At 71.4% G+C, this 18,328-nt stretch carries 17 protein-coding genes; 13 read left to right on the top strand and 4 right to left on the bottom strand.

Annotated elements, in window-relative coordinates; all coding sequences use genetic code 11:
* Window positions 1-8: 8 nt before the first annotated feature.
* A complete protein-coding gene (locus D0D15_RS05200; protein WP_094006837.1) occupies window positions 9-1,628 on the bottom strand; it encodes a DEAD/DEAH box helicase in 1,620 nt (539 codons plus the stop codon).
* A 333-nt stretch (window positions 1,629-1,961) separates the two neighbouring features.
* On the opposite strand from D0D15_RS05200, the gene D0D15_RS05205 reads away from it, so the two are divergent.
* Entirely contained in the window at window positions 1,962-2,609 is a 648-nt protein-coding gene (locus tag D0D15_RS05205) for a ferritin-like fold-containing protein (protein WP_094006836.1), read from the top strand.
* A 44-nt stretch (window positions 2,610-2,653) separates the two neighbouring features.
* Window positions 2,654-2,884, top strand: coding sequence for a DUF3107 domain-containing protein (locus D0D15_RS05210; protein ID WP_094006835.1), 231 nt, complete (start codon window positions 2,654-2,656; stop codon window positions 2,882-2,884).
* A gap of 70 nt (window positions 2,885-2,954) precedes the next feature.
* On the opposite strand, the gene D0D15_RS05215 is transcribed toward D0D15_RS05210, so the two are convergent.
* Together D0D15_RS05215 and D0D15_RS05220 are read right to left on the bottom strand one after the other, a co-directional pair.
* On the bottom strand, window positions 2,955-3,272 hold the full coding sequence (locus tag D0D15_RS05215; protein ID WP_094006834.1) for a DUF4873 domain-containing protein: 318 nt from the start codon (window positions 3,270-3,272) through the stop codon (window positions 2,955-2,957).
* Window positions 3,262-4,029, bottom strand: coding sequence for a TetR/AcrR family transcriptional regulator (locus D0D15_RS05220; RefSeq protein ID WP_094006833.1), 768 nt, complete (start codon window positions 4,027-4,029; stop codon window positions 3,262-3,264). The genes D0D15_RS05215 and D0D15_RS05220 overlap by 11 nt, the downstream gene beginning before the upstream one ends.
* Window positions 4,030-4,081: 52 nt before the next feature.
* On the opposite strand from D0D15_RS05220, the gene D0D15_RS05225 reads away from it, so the two are divergent.
* Window positions 4,082-4,987: an AurF N-oxygenase family protein gene (locus tag D0D15_RS05225; protein WP_094006832.1), complete on the top strand. Its 906-nt coding sequence runs from the start codon at window positions 4,082-4,084 to the stop codon at window positions 4,985-4,987.
* On the top strand, window positions 4,984-5,877 hold the full coding sequence (locus D0D15_RS05230) for an alpha/beta fold hydrolase (protein ID WP_094006831.1): 894 nt from the start codon (window positions 4,984-4,986) through the stop codon (window positions 5,875-5,877). The genes D0D15_RS05225 and D0D15_RS05230 overlap by 4 nt, the downstream gene beginning before the upstream one ends.
* Here the strand turns inward: D0D15_RS05230 and D0D15_RS05235 are convergent.
* Window positions 5,874-6,515 carry a TetR/AcrR family transcriptional regulator gene (locus tag D0D15_RS05235; protein WP_094006830.1) on the bottom strand — a complete coding sequence of 214 codons (642 nt, stop codon included), beginning with the start codon at window positions 6,513-6,515 and terminating at the stop codon, window positions 5,874-5,876. The genes D0D15_RS05230 and D0D15_RS05235 overlap by 4 nt on opposite strands.
* An 84-nt stretch (window positions 6,516-6,599) precedes the next feature.
* On the opposite strand from D0D15_RS05235, the gene D0D15_RS05240 reads away from it, so the two are divergent.
* The 9 genes from D0D15_RS05240 (at window position 6,600) to D0D15_RS05280 (ending at window position 18,321) form a co-directional block, all read left to right on the top strand.
* Window positions 6,600-7,610, top strand: coding sequence for an alpha/beta fold hydrolase (locus tag D0D15_RS05240; RefSeq protein WP_094006829.1), 1,011 nt, complete (start codon window positions 6,600-6,602; stop codon window positions 7,608-7,610).
* Between the two features lie 82 nt (window positions 7,611-7,692).
* Window positions 7,693-8,811 carry a DUF3152 domain-containing protein gene (locus D0D15_RS05245; RefSeq protein WP_167481456.1) on the top strand — a complete coding sequence of 373 codons (1,119 nt, stop codon included), beginning with the start codon at window positions 7,693-7,695 and terminating at the stop codon, window positions 8,809-8,811.
* A 99-nt stretch (window positions 8,812-8,910) separates the two neighbouring features.
* Window positions 8,911-10,089 carry an adenylyltransferase/sulfurtransferase MoeZ gene (gene moeZ / locus D0D15_RS05250; protein WP_094006828.1) on the top strand — a complete coding sequence of 393 codons (1,179 nt, stop codon included), beginning with the start codon at window positions 8,911-8,913 and terminating at the stop codon, window positions 10,087-10,089.
* Window positions 10,090-10,219: 130 nt separating this feature from the next.
* Complete coding sequence (locus D0D15_RS05255; protein ID WP_094006827.1) at window positions 10,220-10,561, top strand: effector-associated constant component EACC1; 342 nt, start codon at window positions 10,220-10,222, stop codon at window positions 10,559-10,561.
* Window positions 10,554-12,431, top strand: coding sequence for a caspase, EACC1-associated type (locus D0D15_RS05260; RefSeq protein WP_094006826.1), 1,878 nt, complete (start codon window positions 10,554-10,556; stop codon window positions 12,429-12,431). Before D0D15_RS05255 ends, D0D15_RS05260 begins: the two co-directional genes overlap by 8 nt.
* A gap of 56 nt (window positions 12,432-12,487) precedes the next feature.
* A complete protein-coding gene (locus tag D0D15_RS05265) occupies window positions 12,488-13,291 on the top strand; it encodes a TIGR02569 family protein (protein ID WP_255407924.1) in 804 nt (267 codons plus the stop codon).
* Window positions 13,292-13,486: 195 nt separating this feature from the next.
* Window positions 13,487-15,499: a molybdopterin oxidoreductase family protein gene (locus D0D15_RS05270; protein ID WP_094006858.1), complete on the top strand. Its 2,013-nt coding sequence runs from the start codon at window positions 13,487-13,489 to the stop codon at window positions 15,497-15,499.
* Window positions 15,496-16,938: an FAD-dependent oxidoreductase gene (locus D0D15_RS05275; RefSeq protein WP_094006824.1), complete on the top strand. Its 1,443-nt coding sequence runs from the start codon at window positions 15,496-15,498 to the stop codon at window positions 16,936-16,938. The genes D0D15_RS05270 and D0D15_RS05275 overlap by 4 nt, the downstream gene beginning before the upstream one ends.
* 9 nt (window positions 16,939-16,947) lie before the next feature.
* Window positions 16,948-18,321 carry a nitrate/nitrite transporter gene (locus D0D15_RS05280; RefSeq protein WP_094006823.1) on the top strand — a complete coding sequence of 458 codons (1,374 nt, stop codon included), beginning with the start codon at window positions 16,948-16,950 and terminating at the stop codon, window positions 18,319-18,321.
* Window positions 18,322-18,328: the final 7 nt, after the last annotated feature.

The raw sequence follows: 18,328 nt of genomic DNA on the forward strand, positions 1-18,328 counted from the left end.
GGTCGGCCTCAGTCTGCCGAACCCGGTGTATCAGACGTGTTCGCCGACGCGCTGGCCGAGCCCGAACGGCGACGGCGGCGACGACGGGCGGGTCGCTCCGCGGACTCGCCGGCCTCTCGCTCGGCCGGGCCCTTCTCGGACGGGCCGGAGGCCTCGCCGACCGCCTTGCCACCGCGCGTGCGGCGGCGCGGACGGCGCTCCTCACCCGACGACTCGCCGGTGGCCTCGGCCGCCTCGCCCTCGGCGGGCTTCGCCGCGCCACGCGTGCGGCGGCGGCTGCGGGTGGTCGCACCGCCGCTGCCCCGGCGGCCGCCCATCTGCTCCTCCGGCTCGGCGGCCAGCCCGGCGCGGGTGCGCTTGGACAGCGGCAGCCGCCCGGTGGCGTCCTCCGGGATGTCCAGGTTGCTGAACAGGTGCTTCGACGTCGAGTACGTCTCGACCGGCTCGGCCATGTCGAGCTTGAGCGCGTCGTTGATGGCCTGCCAGCGGTGCATGTCGTCCCAGTCGACCAGCGTGATCGCGACACCGGTCTTGCCCGCGCGGCCGGTGCGGCCGATGCGGTGCACGTAGGTGCTCTCGTCCTCGGGCGTCTGGTAGTTGATCACGTGCGTCACGTCGGTGACGTCGATGCCGCGGGCCGCGACGTCGGTGGCGACCAGCACGTCGACCTTGCCCGAGCGGAACGCGCGCAGCGCCTGCTCGCGGGCGCCCTGGCCCAGGTCACCGTGCACCGCGGCGGCGGCGAACCCGCGCTCGGCGAGGTCGTCGGCCACCTTCTGGGCGGTGCGCTTGGTGCGGGTGAAGATCATCGTCAGGCCGCGGTCCTTGGCCTGGAGCACGCGGGCGATCAGCTCCGGCTTGTCCAGCGAGTGCGCGCGGTAGGCGAACTGGGTGGTGCGCTCGTGCACCGCGCTGGAGTCGTTCTCCTCGGCCCGCACGTGCGTCGGGCGGTTGAGGAAGGTGCGGGCCAGCTTGATGATCGGGTCCGGCATCGTGGCCGAGAACAGCATGGTCTGCCGCTCGTCGGGCACCATGGTCAGGATGCGCTCGATGTCCGGGAGGAAGCCCAGGTCGAGCATCTCGTCGGCCTCGTCCAGCACCAGCGCGCGGACCTTGCCCAGGACCAGCGCCTTCTGCTCGGCGAGGTCGAGCAGGCGGCCCGGGGTGCCGACGACCACGTCGACGCCCTTGCGCAGCGCGCTGATCTGCTGCTCGTAGGGGCGGCCGCCGTAGATGGCGAGCGTGCGCACGTCCAGGTGCTTGGCGGCGTCGGTGATGTCGCGGGTGACCTGCAGGCACAGCTCACGCGTCGGGACGACCACGAGCGCCTGCGGGGTGCCGTCGCCGGGGGAGACCACGCGCTGCAGCAGCGGGACGCCGAAGCCCAGCGTCTTGCCCATGCCGGTGCGGGCCTGGCCGATCAGGTCGTCGCCGGCCAGCGCGAGCGGCAGCGTCAGGGCCTGGATGGCGAAGGTGTGCTCGATGCCGGCCTCGGCGAGCGCGCGCACGATCTCGGGGCGGACGCCCAGCTCGGCGAAGGTGGGCGTGGCGGGCTCGACGTGGTCGGCCTGCAGCGGGTGGGAGGTGTCGGTGTCGGGAACCCCGGTCTCGCTGTGCTCGAGGGCCACCGGGTCGGTCGTGTTTTCCGGATTCGTCGCGGTCAGTGTGATCGCCTCTCTCTACCAGCGCGCACGGCCTGGTCGAGATTGGGCACTCAACCGGCGGGAAGGTCCACCGGGAATGCCTGGACGGCGTGCACGCGCATTACCTGCCGCTCGCCCTGCGCCCGGGTGTGCTCGTCCTCCGGCGAGTCGAGGCGGGTGTGCCTCGGGTGGGGCGCATCTGAGCTGATGCGGTAGCTTTCCCGTCCAATTGTAACGGGTGCGGCCCCGGCCTCGGCATTTCGGCCCGGTGTGTCCACGTTAGATTCGTCTCTCCGGCGCGGCGGTACGCTCACGGCCGTGACACGAGAGATCAGCGAAGGCGTCGTCGACCTGCTCGGGGTCATCGCGTACGGCGAGTTGTCCGCGTTCGACCGGATGGCGGAGGACGCGCGGAAGGCGCCCACCCTGTCCGGGCGCGCCGCGCTGTCGGCGATGGCGGCCGCCGAGATCGGGCACTACGAGATGCTGGCGAAGTTCCTCGCCGACCACGGCAGGCGCGTCGAGGACGCGATGGCGCCGTTCGTGGCCCGCTTCGACGCCTGGCACGCGTCCACCGCGCCCCGGTCGTGGCTGGAATCGCTGGTCAAGGCCTATGTGGGGGACGGGCTGGCGGCGGACCTCTACCGCGAGGTCGGCAGCTGGCTGGACCCGGAGACCAAGGACCTGGTGGTCACCGTGCTCGCCGACACCGGGCACTCGGCCTTCGCCGAGCGGGAGGTCGCGGCCGGGATCGAGGCCGACCCGAAGACGCGGGACAAGCTGGCGCTGTGGGGGCGGCGGCTGCTCGGCGAGGCGCTCACCCAGGCGCAGTACGTGGTGGCCGAGCGGGACCCGCTGGCGGAGCTGATCGTGTCCGGGTCGGGCGACCTGTCGGGAATCGCCGGGCTGTTCCGGCGGTTGCAGCAGGGGCACACCAAACGGATGCAGGTGCTCGGGCTGGGCTAGCCTGGGCAGTGGAGTACGTGGCAGAACCCAGTCGGAGGTAGCAGGTGGAGGTCAAGATCGGCATCAAGGACACCCCGCGTGAGCTGGTGGTGTCCAGTGGCCAGTCCGCCGAGGAGGTCGAGAAGCTGGTCGCCGACGCGCTGAAGACCGCGGACGGCCTGTTCAGCCTCACCGACGACAAGGGGCGCAAGTTCCTGGTCCCGTCGGACCGGATCGCCTACGTGGAGATCGCGCCCACGGACGTGCGCCGGGTCGGGTTCGCGGTCGGTTCCTGACAAGCAGACGCGAAGAAGGGGCGCCCACCGGCTGGTGGGCGCCCCTTTCTGCGTTTCACGGGTGACGCGGTTATTCGGCCAGTTCGGCCAGTGTCCTGGGCACCGTGAACGGCGGGGTGCTCGTCCCGAGGATGCGGTAGCGGCCCCACGGGTCCGGGTCCGACAACTCGCCCGCCGCGGAGCCGTCCGGGGTGCGGATCTCGCCCTTCTTCTTGCGGCCACCGCACAGCTCGTCCAGCCGGGCGTTCGGCGCGATGCGGCCGTACCAGCGGTAGTAGCCGTCGATCGGCTGGAAGTGGCCCCTCAGCGCCACCTCGACGGGCACCTCGGTGCCGTCCACCACCACCGTCGCGGGACCGGTGTAGCCGTCTTCGTCGTCAGCCGACATCCGTTTCCTCCTTCGGGCGCACCCGTCCGAGCTGGACGATCTTGTTCTCCTCCAGCGGCTTGTTCGGGTCGATCGTGACCCCGTGCTGGCGGGCCAGCCCGTCGATGGCGGCCCAGATGATCTGCGTCAGGTACTCCACGACGCTGTCCCGGCTCATCGACCGGCGCTCCAGCCACCACTCACCGGTGTTCTGGACCATTCCGACGATCCCGTAGGCCCACGGCTCGGCGGCGCCGGAGTCCATGTTGAACATCCGCATGTAGTCGCCGAGCAGGGCGGTCAGCGCGGTGGCGATCAGTTCCTTGTCCTCGGCCACCACGTCGGCGTCGGCCTGCTTGCCCGCGAAAGAGCCACGCGCCAGCAGCCGGTACAGGTTCGGGTGCTCCTCGATGACGGTGAAGAACGCGTCCAGCGCCATGCGGATCCGCGGCACCGGCGCCAGCTCGGCGTTGATCGCCGGCACCAGGCGCGAGAACAGCAGCTCGGTGCCCCGCTGGCCGAGCGCGTCGTACAGGTCGGCCTTGTCCGCGAAGTGCCGGTACAGCACCGGCTTGGTGACCCCGGCCGCGACGGCGACGTCGTCCATCGCCAGGTCCGGCCCGCGCTCGTCCAGCGCCTTCAGGGCCGCCTCGACGAACTCGGCCCGCCGCTCCACCCGGTGCTTGCGCCAGCGGTCGCGGCGCGCGTCGCCGGTCGCCGGCTCGCCGGCCGAGGGGTGCTTGCCGCTGCGCTTGACACGATCCGTCACGCGCCCCATGCTACCAGAGGTAACTGTTACCACGGGTTACACAATCAGTGGGGAGCACGCGATGACGCGAACGCTGGATGACCACGGCCGGGAGAAGACCGCGGAGCGGTTGCTGAAGTCCTCGGCGAACAAGTTCTACGACCCCGAGGTCGACATCGACTGGGACGCCCCACTGGACGAGGGCAAACCGTTCCAGCTGGAGCACCGCAGCTCGCTCTACGGCACGCACCTGTGGGACCGGCTCAGCGAGGAGCAGCGGCTCGAGCTGGGCAGGCACGAGCTGGCCAGCGTCGCCAGCAACGGCATCTTCTTCGAGGTGCTGCTGATGCAGCTGCTGCTCAAGGAGGTCTACAACTCCGACCCCACCACGCGTCACGTGCAGTACGCGCTCGCCGAGATCGCCGACGAGTGCCGCCACTCGACGATGTTCGCGCGCTCGGTCGAGCGGGTCGGCGCACCGGCCTACGGGCCGGTCAAGATCGTGCACCGGCTGGGCAAGCTGCTGCAGTTCATCGGCTACGGGCCCGCGCTCTACGGCTCGATCCTGGTCGCCGAGGAGATCCTCGACCGCATCCAGCGGGAGAGCATGGCCGACGAGAACATCCAGCCGCTGGTGCGCATGGTCAACCGCATCCACGTGCTCGAAGAGGCGCGGCACGTGACCTTCGCCCGTGAGGAGGTCACCCGCGGCATGGCGAAGCTGTCCAAGGCCGAGCTGCTCTACCAGCGCTGGCTGATCGCCGTCGTCAGCTTCGCGATCACCCGCAGCCTGATCAACCCGCGCGTCTACAAGGCGGTCGGCCTCAACCCGCGCGAGGCGTGGGAGACCGCGATGAGCAACCCGAACTGGCACGAGACGCTGCGCTGGTCCGGCGAACGCATCATGGCGTTCCTGGACGAGGCCGGGCTGGTCGGCCAGCCGGGCACGTACTGGTGGCGCAAGTCCTTCCTGCTGGGGGCCCGATGACGGCGACGGTCCGTCGAAGGGGGACGGACCGTCGCTTCACCACCAGCGACGGCACCGTCCTCCACGTCGACGCGTCCGGCCCGCGTGACGCCACCGTCACCCTGGTCCTGGTGCACGCGTGGACGCAGGACCACCTGGAGTGGGACCCGGTCCTGCCGCTGCTGCCGACGGGGGTGCGGGTGCTGCGCTACGACCACCGCGGCCACGGCTGGTCCGAGCCGGCCAAGCCCGGCACGGCGACCGTCGCGCAGCTGGCCGACGACCTCGCGGAGCTGATCGCCGAGCTGGCGCCGGCGGGCAGGCTGGTGCTGGCCGGGCACTCGATGGGCGGGATGACCGTGATGGCGCTGGCCGAGCGGCACCCGGAGCTGGTGGAGTCGCGGGTCGACGGGGTCGCGTTGATCGCCACGTCGTGCTGCGACATGGACCGGCTCACGCTCGGGCTGAACGGGCGGGCCGGACGGGTGGCGGCGCGCGTGGACAAGACGTTCGGGCGGCTGCTGAACCGGTGGGGCGCCGAGCACGTGCCGATCCCGGCGCCGCTGGCGCGGCCGTCGGTGAAGTGGCTGGCGTTCGGGAAGAAGGTCCGCCGCGCGGACGTGCGCGCGATGACGGAGCAGTTCCTGCGGGCGCACCCGCGCAGCGTGGGCGGGTTCCGGGACTCGATGTCCGACCACGACCGGCGCAAGGCGCTGGCGACCCTGCGCGGCACGCCGACGGTGGTGATGGTCGGGGACCGGGACCGGATCACGCCGGTGCACCACGCGCGGGTGATCGCCGAGGAGCTGCCGGACGCGGAGTTCGTGCTGTTCCCCGGCGCGGGCCACGAGCTGACCTACGAGCGAACCCGCGAGGTCGCGAAGCGGCTGAGCCGCCTGCTGCGGAACTAGCCGGACTCGCCTGGCGCGTGCTGGAGCGGGAAGCCGCCGCCGATGCCGCGCCAGGCGAGCGTCGCGGTCAGCGACACCGCCTCCTCGCGGCTCATCGTGCTGTGGTGGGCCAGCCAGAAGCGGGCGCTGACCTGGCTCAGCCCGACCAGGCCGACCGCCAGCAGGCGTGCCCGGCCCTCGTCCAGGCCGGCGTCGGCCGTGATGGTGTCCGTGATCGCGTTCACGCACTCGGTGGTGGCGCGGTCCACGGCCTCCTGCACGACGGGCTCGCCCCGCAGGTCGGATTCGAAGATCATCCGGAAGGCGCCGGTCTCGCTGGCGACGAAGTCGAAGAACGCGCCGACCGCGGCCCGCACGCGGAGCTTGTTGTCGGTGGTCGAGGCCAGCGCCTCGTTCACGCGTGCGACCAGCTCGTCGACGTGGTTCTCCAGCAGCGCGGTGTAGAGGTCGAGCTTGCCGGGGAAGTGCTGGTACAGCACGGGCTTGCTGACACCGGCCTGTTCGGCGATCTCGTCCATGGCCGCCGCGTGGTACCCGTTGGCCGAGAAGACCCGCTGCGCCGCGGCCAGAAGCTGAGCGCGCCGCTCGGTCCGGGGTAGCCGGACTCCCCGCTGTTGCGCCGCCGCAGTCTCCGTCATGCTTTCCTCCCAAAGAACCCGTTCGAGATTACTCGCCGGTATCGCCGAGTCGCCAAGGGACGGGTCGGTAGGCATCCTGGATTGATGACCGACACCGTCCCGAGTTCCCGGCCGACCCCGGATTCCGGGGCGCCCCGGGTGCCCGTCACGCACGTTCCGCTGTCCACTCGTGAGTTACCCGAACTGGACCCGAAACTCCCGCCGTGGCCCGGCGAAACCGAGCAGGTGGGCGGCGTCTCCCTGCACGTCCGCCGCACGCCCGGCGCCCAGGACGAGACCGTCCTCTACGTGCACGGGCTCGGCGGGTCGTCGACGAACTGGACGGATCTGGCCGCGCTGCTCGCGCCGACGGCCGGGGGTGTCGCGATCGACCTGCCCGGCTTCGGGTTCTCCGAGCCGGAACGCGCGTTCGACTTCAGCCTCGACGCGCACGCCGAGGTGGTCGCCAAGTTCATCACGGGCCTCGGCGTCGGCCCCGTGCACCTGGTCGGCAACTCGATGGGCGGGGCGGTGTCCCTGCTCGTCGCGGCGCGCCACCCGGACCTGGTCAAGACGCTGACGCTGATCTCGCCCGCGATGCCGGACCGGCGGCCCGACCCGCGGCGGCTGTCCGATCCGCTGATGGCGCTGGCCTACCTGCCGTTCATCGGCCGCCGCGCCCGGCGCAGGCTCGCCGCCTACACCGCGCAGGAACGCGCCAAGATGGTGATCAAGCTGTGCTTCGCCGATCCGGACTCCTTCCCCGAGCACCGCATGGCCGAGCTGGTCGAGGAGCACAGCGCCCGCGCCGAGCTGGCCTGGGCGAACCTCGCGATGTCCCGGAGCACGTTCGGGATCTTCCGGACCTGGTTCGCGCGGGGCGCGGCGTCGCTGTGGCGGGTGGTGCCGAACGTGACGGTTCCCACGCTCGTGGTGTGGGGCACCGAGGACAAGGTGATCTCCGTCCGCCGGGCGGCGCGGACCGCGAAGCTGCTCCCGCGCGGGCGCCTGCTCGTGCTGCCGAGGACCGGTCACGTGGCGCAGATGGAACGCCCGATCGTCGTAGCGAAGGCTGTTCTGGGTATGTGGGAGGAAGTCGCCGCCGGTTCGTGGTAGCCCATTCGAGCTAATTCGAGTTCGCAGCGTGACGGCTTGGTCGCGCGTTGCGTAACTCTGCGCATGTGGCAATCTGGGACCCGTGAATCGGGCGAGTAACGGCGAGCGTGGCGAAGGACGGCGAGCGCAGTACGCGCCACCGTCGGGCCGGTCGTCGGTCCGCCTGAGTGAGGACCGCTACCGCCCGCGTGCGCGCCGCGTGCAGGCCGAGCCGCTGACCGCGTCGTGGAAGCCGCCGCAGGCGCAGCTCGAGCAGGACCCGGAGGAAGCCCGCGAGGCGCGCCGCCGCAAGGGCCGGATGCGGCGTCTCGTCGGCGCCTACGGCTGGCGCGCGTACGCGCTGCCGGTCCTCGTGGTGATCACCGTCCTGGTGGTGTTCAACACCGCCACCGAGCCGGCCCCGCCGCAGACGAACTCCGCGTCGCAGGCCGTGGACGGAGGTGCCGGGCAGGGCGGGGACAGCGTGCTGTCCGAACAACCGGCCGCGCCACGCGACCTCAACATCCCCACCGCCGAGCTGCCGACCGGCGGTGATTTCACGCCGGGCGGCTCGATGGCCTACCACGTCGTGCCGGTGCCCAACGACGGCGTGAGCGGCAAGGAGGCCGGCAGCGGCGGGAAGCTGTACCACTACACGATCGAGGTCGAAAACGGCATCGACCCGGCCAGCTACGCCGGGGACGACGCCTTCGCCAGCGCCGTCGAGCGGACGTTGTCGGACGTGCGCAGCTGGATCGGCACCGGCAAGGTCAAGCTGCAGCGGGTCGGCGCGGACTACCCGGACATCGACTTCCGCGTGAGCCTCACCACTCCGGACACCGCCAAGCGGCCGGACGTGTGCGGGTTCAGCATCCCGTTCCCGACCTCCTGCTACTCGCGGGCGTTCGACCACCGCGTGGTGATCAACCTCGCCCGCTGGGTGCGCGGGGCGATGGCGTTCACCGACCTCGGGCTGTACCGCCAGTACGCGATCAACCACGAGGTCGGGCACGCGCTGGGCAAATCGCACGTGGGCTGCCAGGAGAACGGCGCGCTGGCGCCCGTGATGATGCAGCAGACCTTCGGGGTGTCCAACAACTACGTGGCCCAGCTGAACGCGGTCGACCAGTACAACTCGAAGGCCGTGCCGGCCGACGGCAAGACGTGCGTGCCCAACGCCTGGCCGGTGCTCCAGTTCGGCGACAGCGCTCCCGCCGGCTGACCCGGTCCACATCCTGGGACGGCGGGAAGAGTCCGGTCGCGCTCCGTGTTGTGGATACTTGGGGAGCGACAACGACAGCCGCGCGAACTTGGAGGACCGATGGCAGGCACGCTGCCGCCGCTCGTGGAGCCGGCGGCCGAACTCACCAAAGAAGAGGTGGCCCGCTACAGTCGGCACCTGATCATCCCGGATGTCGGGATGGACGGGCAGAAGCGGCTGAAGAACGCGAAGGTCCTGGTCATCGGTGCGGGCGGCCTCGGCAGCCCGGCGCTGCTGTACCTGGCCGCCGCGGGTGTCGGCACCCTCGGCGTGATCGACTTCGACGTGGTCGACGAGTCGAACCTGCAGCGCCAGGTCATCCACGGCCAGTCCGACATCGGCAAGCCCAAGGCCGTGTCGGCCAAGGAGTCGATCGCCGAGATCAACCCGTTCGTCGACGTCATCCTGCACACCGAGCAGCTGACCACGGCGAACGCGCTGGACGTCTTCCGCGGGTACGACCTGATCCTGGACGGCACGGACAACTTCGCCACCCGCTACCTGGTCAACGACGCCGCCGTGCTGCTGGGCAAGCCGTACGTGTGGGGCTCGATCTTCCGGTTCGAGGGCCAGGTCAGCGTGTTCTGGGAGGACGCGCCGAACGGGCAGGGCCTGAACTACCGCGACCTCTACCCCGAGCCGCCGCCGCCGGGCATGGTCCCCTCGTGCGCCGAGGGTGGCGTGCTGGGCGTGCTGTGCGCCTCGATCGGCTCGATCATGGTGACCGAGGCGATCAAGCTGATCACCGGCATCGGTGAGCCGCTGCTCGGCCGCCTGATCAGCTACGACGCGCTGGAGATGAAGTACCGCGAGGTCAAGATCCGCAAGGACCCGGAGACGCCGAAGATCACCGAGCTGATCGACTACGAGGCGTTCTGCGGTGTCGTGTCGGACGAGGCGCAGCAGGCGGCGTCGGGCAGCACCATCACCCCGGCGGAGCTGAAGGCCAAGTTCGACGCGGGCGAGGACTTCGAGCTGATCGACGTCCGCGAGCCGCACGAGTACGAGATCGTGAACATCAAGGGCGCCAAGCTGATCCCGAAGGACCGCATCCTGTCCGGTGAGGCGCTGGCCGAGCTGCCGCAGGACAAGCCGATCGTGCTGCACTGCAAGTCGGGTGCCCGCTCGGCCGAGGCGCTGGCCGCGCTGCACCGGGCCGGGTTCAAGGACGCCACCCACCTCGGTGGCGGCGTGCTGGCCTGGGCGCGGCAGATCGACCAGAGCCTGCCGACCTACTGACGCGTGCCGGAAGGGCCCGCCGCGGTGTCGCCGCGGCGGGCCTTTTTTCGTCAGCGCCGCCCATTCGGCGACCCTTTTCTGCGACGATGCGAGTGCGAAGCGTGTCAGTCCGAGCAGGGCGAGGGGGATCATGCGCGGGAAGAACGCGTCCTGCAGCGTCGACGTGGTGGTGTCCGACCCGGCCGAGCTGCGGTCGCTGCGCGAGCACCTGGGCCGGATCCCCGGTGTGGAGGTCACGCAGGTCCCGGGCCGGCCCGGTGCCGGCGAACAGGGGGCCTGGGACCTGCTGCAGGTCCTGGCCGCCGGTGGCGGGGTGCTCGCGGTGACGATCAAGACGCTGCCCGAGTTCATCCGGTCGCGGCGCTCGAACGTGACCGTCACGCTGGAGTCCGGCGATCGCCGCGTGACGGTGACCGCCGAGAACGTCGAAGACGCGGAAGCCGTGGTCGACAAGCTGCTTGGCGATGCCTGACGCGCTGGATGGGGAGTTTTCCCGGTCGCGGGCGGTGCTGATCGGTACCTGGAAGTACCGTCACCTGCCGCCCGTACCGGCCGCCGAGTACAGCCTGAACCGGATGACGGCCCTGTTGACGAGTCCGTTGTGCGGACCGTGGCCCCAGGACCGGATTTCGGTGGTCGGCAATCGGGAGAGGCTCGGCGACCTACCGCACGAACTGGTGGTCGGGTTGCGCGACGCGGTGGACGTCGCGTTGTTCTACTACGTCGGCCACGGCCAGTACGACAACGAGGACCGGCTCTGCCTCGCGCTGGGCGACTCCAGCCCGGACCCGGTCCTGCGCACCACCACCAGCCTCACCTTCGACGCCGTCCGTCAGGCTTTCCGGGCCAGCACGGCGACCACGAAGATCGCGATCCTGGACTGCTGCTTCGCCGGCCTCGCCGCGGGCCGGGACGGCCACCTCGCCGGAACTCCGGACCTGCCGCGTTCGCCGGGCTTCTACCTGATGATGGCCAGCGGCGAATTCAACACCGCCTGGTTCGAGACCGCGGCCGGCAACCCACGACCGCAGACCTACTTCACCAAGTACCTGGTCGACGTGGTCGAGGCCGGGATTCCCGGCCAGCCACCCGGGCTCACGCTCGGCCCGATCTTCGACCGGGTTGCGGAAGCCCTGGTGCGGGACGGCAAACCCGAGCCCGGCAGCCGGGTGAGCGACCGTGCCGCCGACTTCGTCTTCGCCCGCAACCGCGAAGCCTCGGCAACGGGTGCTGACCAGCCTGCCGGACACCCGGGGAAACCGCAGATCAGTCCGGGGCCGGCGCGAGGCTGGCGGCCGAGTCGCCGTGCCGTCCTCACCGCCGGGGCAAGCGCACTGGCCGCCACCCTGGCGGTCCCGGTGGCGGCCAAACTGATTTCCTCCCCGTCGGCGAACCAGGGCGGCCAAGGCACGGCCGCCGCGACCACGCACAGCGGTGCCCCTCCGGTGGATCTCGCTGCCGACGACATCGTGCGCGGGCTGGCGTTCAGCCCGGACGGCACGCTGCTCGCCGCCGGGGTCTCCTACTCCATCAAGCTCTGGGATCCGGTCACACACCGGTTGCTCGCCCCGCTCAGCGGTCACATCACCGTTGCCCGGTCCGTTTCGTTCAGCCCGGACGGCAAAACCCTGGTCTGCGTCGACAGCGGCGGCGAGGTCACCCTGTGGGACCCGATCGCCCGCACCTACACGACCAAGCTGACCGGCACCGGGCACGTGACGGCGACGACGTTCCACCCGGATGGCACCGGTATCGCCTGCGGCAACGAGGACGGAACGATCAGCCTGTGGAGCACCGTCACCCACCAGCACGCCCGCGACCTGCCGCCCGAGGAGCAGCCGGCGGCGGTCAGCGCGGTGGACTACAACGGCAGCGGTGCGCTCCTGGCCGCCGGCTGCGCCGACAACGCCGTGCGCGTGTGGCCGCTGCGTCAGCCCGGCACCGTCGTCACCCACGTCGGTCACACCGATCGGGTCACCTGCCTCGCCTTCGGCCCGGTCGACCCGGTCGGTGTGGTCAGTGGCAGCGCCGATCACACGATCAAGCGGTGGTTCGCCGGCAGGGAGGAGGATGATCTCCTGGGCACGTTCGTCGGCCACACCGGCGCGGTGAACGCCGTCGCGTACAGTCCCGACGGCAAGACCCTGGCCAGCGCGAGCGACGACGGCACCGTCTGCCTGTGGGATCCGTGGTCCGTCGACGACGCCGGCGAACGGACCGCACCCGTCGCGGTCCTCACCGGCCACACCGGCCCGGTGAACGCCGTCGCGTTCAGTCCCGACGGCAACACACTCGCCAGCGGCGGTGATGACGGAACGATCAAACTCTGGGTCGTCCGATGAGGCCGGTCGTGCTCGAACGGCCGAAAAACGTCGTCCCCACGCGGTAATCTCGGGCGGTGCCCGACGGTCCGAGAGCAGGTCAGCCACCGGCGGCTGTGCTCATGGCCTTCGGCCTCCAGCACACCACCCCCGAGCCGCTGCCCGGTGGGCGGGCGCACCGCTGCGGTGACATCGTCCTGACCCCGGTGCGGGACCGGCCGCGCACGCTGTGGCTCGCCGGCACGCTGCCCACCCTCGACGTCCCCGACCTGCGCCTCGCCAAGCCGCAGCGGGCGCGGGACGGGCGGTGGATCGTCGCGGGGTGGGCGGCGCGCCGCTACCTCGACGGCAGTCCCGAGCACCGGCACGACGAGATCATGCTCGCCGCCCTCAAACTGGCCCACGCCCTCGACGGCCTGCCGCGCCCGCGGCACCTGGCCGCCCGGACCGATCCGGACGCGGTGGCCGACCGGGTGGCCTGGGGCGAGGCCGACGTGCCGGTCGACGAGGCCAAGGGCGGCCGCTGGTTCGAGGTCCTCGCGGTGGCGCGAAGACCCGTGCGGCTGCCGGACCAGGTCGTGCCGGGCGACCTCTTCGGCACCGTCCTCTTCGACGACGACGCCCCGCCCGGCATCGTCGACTTCGACCCGTTCTACCGGCCCGCCGAATGGGGCGCCGCGGTGGCCGCCGTCGACGCCGTCGCCTGGGGTGACGCCGCGCCCGGCTTCCTGCGGCGCTGGTCCCACCTGCCGGAATGGCCGCAGCTCCTGCTGCGGGCCGTGCTGTTCCGGTTGGCGGGCAACGCGCTCAGCCCGCGCGCCACGGCCGCTTCGCTCGACGGTTTGCGTGCCGCCGCGGCCGCGGTGAGTGAGATCCTGTAGCCCGCGTCACTTCTCACCGGGCATCCCTCGAAATGCCGTAGCAATGTCAAACGCCTGAAACATTCGAGAGTTTCCAGGTAACACGCCGTTCCTACCGTCTCTGGGCAGAGGCGGAAGGAGGTGCGCGTGACGCTCACCGCGGAACCCCAGGTCAAGGTGGCCACCCACTGTCCCTACTGCGCCCTGCAGTGCGGGATGAGCCTGTCCGGCACCGCCGTCGCACCCCGCGAGTTCCCCACCAACGGCGGCGGCCTGTGCCAGAAGGGCTGGACCGCCGGCAGCCTGCTCACCAGCCCGGCGCGGCTGACCACGCCGCTGGTCCGGGTCGACGGCGAGCTGGTGCCGGCGACCTGGGACGACGCGCTCGACCTGGTCGCGCGCCGGATCGCCGAGGTCCAGGCCGAGCACGGCCGGGACGGGGTCGCCGTGTTCGGCGGCGGCGGTCTGACCAACGAGAAGAGCTACCTGCTGGGCAAGTTCGCCCGTGTCGCACTGGGCACCTCGCAGGTCGACTACAACGGCCGGTTCTGCATGTCGTCCGCGGCGGCGGCCGGAAACAAGGCGTTCGGCCTGGACCGCGGGCTGCCGTTCCCGCTGACCGACGTCGGCGAGGCGGACGCGGTCCTGCTGATCGGGTCGAACCCGGCGGAGACCATGCCGCCGTTCATGCAGCACCTGCGCAAGGCCATCGACCTCGGCGGGCTGGTGGTGGTCGATCCGCGCCGCACGCCGACCGCGGACCAGGCGAGCCTGCACCTGGCGCCCGCCCCGGGCACCGATCTCGCGCTGGCGCTGGGCATCCTGCACGCGCTGGTCGCCGAGGGCCTGCTCGACCGGTCCTACGTGGAGCAGCGCACCCGCGGTTTCGACGCGGTGTGGCAGATCGTCGCGCGCTGGTGGCCCGAGCGCGTCGAGCGGGTCACCGGTGTCGCCGCCGCCGACCAGCGCCGCGTCGCCACCCTGCTGGCGAACGCCCGCGACGCCTACATCCTCACCGCGCGCGGCACCGAGCAGCACGCGAGCGGTTCGGACACCGTGAGCGCCTGGATCAACCTGGCGCTGGCGCTCGGCCTGCCCGGCCGCGCGGGCTCGGGTTACGGCTGCCTCACCGGTCAGGGCAACGGCCAGGGTGGTCGCGAGCACGGCCAGAAGGCCGACCAGCTGCCCGGCTACCGCAAGATCGACGACCCGGCCGCCCGCGAGCACGTCGCGCGCGTGTGGGGTGTCGACCCCGCCGATCTGCCCGGCCCCGGCCGCTCGGCCTACGAGCTGCTCGACGCGCTGGGCACCGAGACCGGCCCGAAGGCGATGCTCGTGTTCGGCAGCAACGTCGTGGTGTCCGCGCCGCGGTCGGCGCACGTCGCGGATCGCCTGCGCGGCCTGGACTTCCTCGTCGTCGCGGACTTCGTGTTGTCCGACACCGCCGCGATGGCCGACGTCGTCCTCCCGGTCACGCAGTGGGCCGAGGAGAGCGGCACGATGACCAACCTGGAGGGCCGTGTCCTGTTGCGGCAGAAGGCGATCGACCCGCCCGCCGGGGTGCGCAGCGACCTGGAGGTCCTCAGTGGACTCGCGCGGCGCCTGGGACAGCCGGCCGCGCGCTTCCCGGTCGAGGCGGAGACGGTGTTCGCCGAGCTCCGCGAGGCCTCGCGGGGTGGGCTCGCCGACTACTCCGGCGTCACCTACGAACGCCTGCGCGACGGTGAGGCCCTGTACTGGCCGGTGACCGGCACCGAGCACGCCGGGACGCCGCGGATGTTCCTGGACTCCTTCGCCCACCCGGACGGCCGCGCCCGGTTCGTGCCGGTCGAGCACCGCGGCCCGGCCGAGCCGACCGACGACGAGTTCCCGCTGATCGCGACCACCGGCCGGGTGCTGCAGCACTACCAGTCCGGCGCCCAGACGCGGCTGATCGGCGAGCTGAACGACGTCGTGCCGGAGGCCTACGTCGAGGTGCACCCGGACACCGCCGCCCGCGCCGGTCTGGCCGACGGCGACTGGGCGGCGGTGGTCTCCCGGCGCGGGGAGACCACCGCGCGCGTGCGGTGCGTCGCCTCGATGCGGCCGGACACGGTGTTCCTGCCGTTCCACTTCCCCGGCGCGCAGCGGGCGAACCTGCTGACCAACCCCGCCCTGGACCCGACGAGCCGCATGCCCGAGTTCAAGGTGTGCGCGGTTCGCCTGACCACGAAGGACGGTGCGGAATGACCCGCAAGGTGGTGGTGCTGGGCTACGGCATGGCCGGGGCCCGGCTCGCCGACGAGATCCGGGCCCGCGACCCGGAAGGCGCTCGCGTCACGCTGACCGTCATCGGCGAGGAGCCGCACGCCGCGTACAACCGCGTGCTGCTCTCCGCCGTCGTCGCCGGGACGATGCGCCCCGAGATGGTCCGCCTGCACGATCCGGACTGGGCGGCCCGGCACGCGATCGACCTGCGCACGGACGTCAGGGCCGAGCACATCGACCGCGCCGCCCGCCGGATCCGGCTCAGCGACTCCTCCACTGTGGACTACGACGCGCTGGTGCTGGCGACCGGCAGCCGCCCGTGGCTGCCGCCGATCGAGGGCCTGACCGCCGACGACGGCACCCCGGCACCGGGCGTGGTCACCTTCCGCACGCTGGACGACTGCGACCGCATCCTGGACGCCGCCCAGGCCGGGGCGCCGGTCGCGGTGCTCGGCGGCGGCCTGCTCGGCCTGGAGGCCGCCCGCGGCCTGGCCGGACGCGGCAACCTCGTCACCGTCGTGCACCCGGTCGGCCACGTGATGGAACGCCAGCTCGACGCCGGGGCCGGTGGCGTGCTGGCCAGGGCGCTGGGCGAGCTGGGCATCGACTTCCGGCTCGGCGCGGGCGCGGCCCGGTACGTTCCCGGCGACGGGCTCAAGCTCGACGACGGCAGCAAGGTCCACGCCGACCTGGTCGTCGTCAGCACCGGCGTGCGGGCCGAGACCACGCTCGCCGCCGAGGCCGGTCTGGCGGTCGACCGCGGCATCGTGGTCGACGACGCGCTGCGCACCAGCGACGGCCGCATCCACGCGATCGGCGACTGCGCGCAGCACCCGGGCACGGTGTCCGGCCTGGTCGAGCCGGCCTGGCAGCAGGCGAAGGTGCTGGCCGACCTGCTGACCGGCGCCGACGTGTCGGCGCGGTACCGCGGCACGCAGGTGATCACCAAGCTGAAGGCGCGCGGCATCGACCTCACCGCGCTCGGCGACGTGCACACCGATGCGAGCGACCCGGACGCCGAGGTGGTGTGCTTGACCGACCCGGCGCGCGGCCGCTACGCGAAGCTCGTGGTGCGCGGCGAACGGGTGGCCGGGGCGATCCTGCTGGGTGCGCCGGACGCCGCCGCGAACATCACGCACCTGTTCGACCGGGGTGTCCCGGTCCCCGAAGACCGGCTCGCCGTCCTGCTCGGGCGCGCGCTGCCGGGCGGGGCGACCGTCGCGTCGAGCCCCGCCGACATCCCGGCGGCCGCCGTCGTCTGCCGGTGCAACTCGGTGACGAAGGGCCGGCTGGTCGAGGCGTTCCGCGCCGGTGCCACCGACGTCACCGAGCTCGCTTCCGTGACCCGAGCGACAACCGGATGTGGCAGCTGTCGCGACGCCGTCTGCGGCATCGCCGACTGGCTCGCCACCACCGCCTAGGGAGGCCACATGACGACAACGATGACCGCGCCAGCGGCGCGCAAGCACTGGATCGAGCACTGGGAGCCCGAGAACGAGTCGTTCTGGGAGTCCACCGGCAAGAAGATCGCCCGCCGCAACCTGTGGTTCTCCATCTTCTCCGAGCACATCGGGTTCTCCATCTGGACACTGTGGTCGGTCATGGTCCTGTTCATGGGACCGCAGTACGGGTTCTCGGCCGCCGACAAGTTCCTGCTCACCTCGACCCCGACTCTGGTCGGTGCGATCGCGCGGCTGCCCTACAGCTGGGCGGTGGCGCGCTTCGGCGGTCGCAACTGGACGATCGTCAGCGCAACCCTGCTGCTGATCCCGAGCATCGGCGCGGCGATCGTGATGGAGCCGGGCACCCCGCTGTGGGGCTTCCTGATCGTCGCGGCGCTGGGTGGTGTCGGCGGCGGCAACTTCGCGTCCTCGATGACCAACATCAACGCGTTCTTCCCGGAGAAGGCCAAGGGCATGGCGCTGGGCCTGAACGCGGGCGGCGGCAACCTCGGCGTCGCCGTGATCCAGCTGCTCGGTCTGCTGATCATCGCCACCGTCGGCACCGGCGCGCCGCGGATCATCCTGTTCATCTACATCCCGCTGATCGTCGTCGCGGCGCTGTGCTCGGCGTTGTTCATGGACAACATCGCGTCCGTCCGCAACGACAAGAAGGCGATGCGGGAGATCATCGGCGACGCCCACACGTGGGTGATGTCGTTCCTCTACATCGGCACGTTCGGCTCGTTCATCGGCTACAGCTTCGCCTTCGGCCTGGTGCTGCAGAACCAGTTCGGCCGCACCCCGCTGCAGGCCGCGGCGGTTACGTTCCTCGGCCCGCTGCTCGGCTCGTTCTCCCGCCCGGCCGGGGGCTGGCTGGCGGACAAGCTGGGCGGCTCGCGCGTCACCTTCACCACGTTCGTCGGCATGGCGGTGATGACCGTCATCCTGATCATCGCGTCGAACACCCAGTCGCTGGCGTTGTTCACCACGGCCTTCATCGTGTTGTTCGTGCTGACCGGGGTCGGCAACGGCTCCACCTACAAGAGCATCCCGGCCATCTTCCGCACCAAGGCGAGGGCCGCGATCGCGGCCGGCGCCGACGAGGCGACCGAGATGCTCAAGGCCCGCAAGCGGTCCGGCGCCCTGATCGGCCTGGCCGGTGCGGTCGGCGCGCTCGGCGGCCTGTTCATCAACCTGGCGTTCCGGCAGTCCTTCCTGGACACCGGCAGCGGCGTGCCGGCGTTCGTCGGGTTCCTCGTCTTCTACGGGATCTGCTTCGTCCTCACCTGGGCCGTGTACCTCCGCAAGTCGGACGCGCCGGTGAGCGAGCGCGGGCTGGCTCTCGCCGGTGCCCGGGTCTGAAGCAAGA

The organism is Amycolatopsis thermalba, from assembly GCF_003385215.1.
Taxonomy (GTDB): domain Bacteria; phylum Actinomycetota; class Actinomycetes; order Mycobacteriales; family Pseudonocardiaceae; genus Amycolatopsis_E; species Amycolatopsis_E thermalba.

What these genes read in the sequence shown, in the direction of transcription:
- D0D15_RS05215 (WP_094006834.1), bottom strand. Translation starts at nt 3,272, where the DNA reads ATGTCGGCTGACGACGAAGACGGCTACACCGGTCCCGCGACGGTGGTG.
- D0D15_RS05240 (WP_094006829.1), top strand. Translation starts at nt 6,600, where the DNA reads ATGACCGACACCGTCCCGAGTTCCCGGCCGACCCCGGATTCCGGGGCG.
- D0D15_RS05280 (WP_094006823.1), top strand. Translation starts at nt 16,948, where the DNA reads ATGACGACAACGATGACCGCGCCAGCGGCGCGCAAGCACTGGATCGAG.
- D0D15_RS05220 (WP_094006833.1), bottom strand. Translation starts at nt 4,029, where the DNA reads ATGGGGCGCGTGACGGATCGTGTCAAGCGCAGCGGCAAGCACCCCTCG.
- D0D15_RS05235 (WP_094006830.1), bottom strand. Translation starts at nt 6,515, where the DNA reads ATGACGGAGACTGCGGCGGCGCAACAGCGGGGAGTCCGGCTACCCCGG.
- D0D15_RS05260 (WP_094006826.1), top strand. Translation starts at nt 10,554, where the DNA reads ATGCCTGACGCGCTGGATGGGGAGTTTTCCCGGTCGCGGGCGGTGCTG.
- D0D15_RS05275 (WP_094006824.1), top strand. Translation starts at nt 15,496, where the DNA reads ATGACCCGCAAGGTGGTGGTGCTGGGCTACGGCATGGCCGGGGCCCGG.
- moeZ (WP_094006828.1), top strand. Translation starts at nt 8,911, where the DNA reads ATGGCAGGCACGCTGCCGCCGCTCGTGGAGCCGGCGGCCGAACTCACC.
- D0D15_RS05230 (WP_094006831.1), top strand. Translation starts at nt 4,984, where the DNA reads ATGACGGCGACGGTCCGTCGAAGGGGGACGGACCGTCGCTTCACCACC.
- D0D15_RS05270 (WP_094006858.1), top strand. Translation starts at nt 13,487, where the DNA reads ATGAGCCTGTCCGGCACCGCCGTCGCACCCCGCGAGTTCCCCACCAAC.
- D0D15_RS05225 (WP_094006832.1), top strand. Translation starts at nt 4,082, where the DNA reads ATGACGCGAACGCTGGATGACCACGGCCGGGAGAAGACCGCGGAGCGG.
- D0D15_RS05255 (WP_094006827.1), top strand. Translation starts at nt 10,220, where the DNA reads ATGCGCGGGAAGAACGCGTCCTGCAGCGTCGACGTGGTGGTGTCCGAC.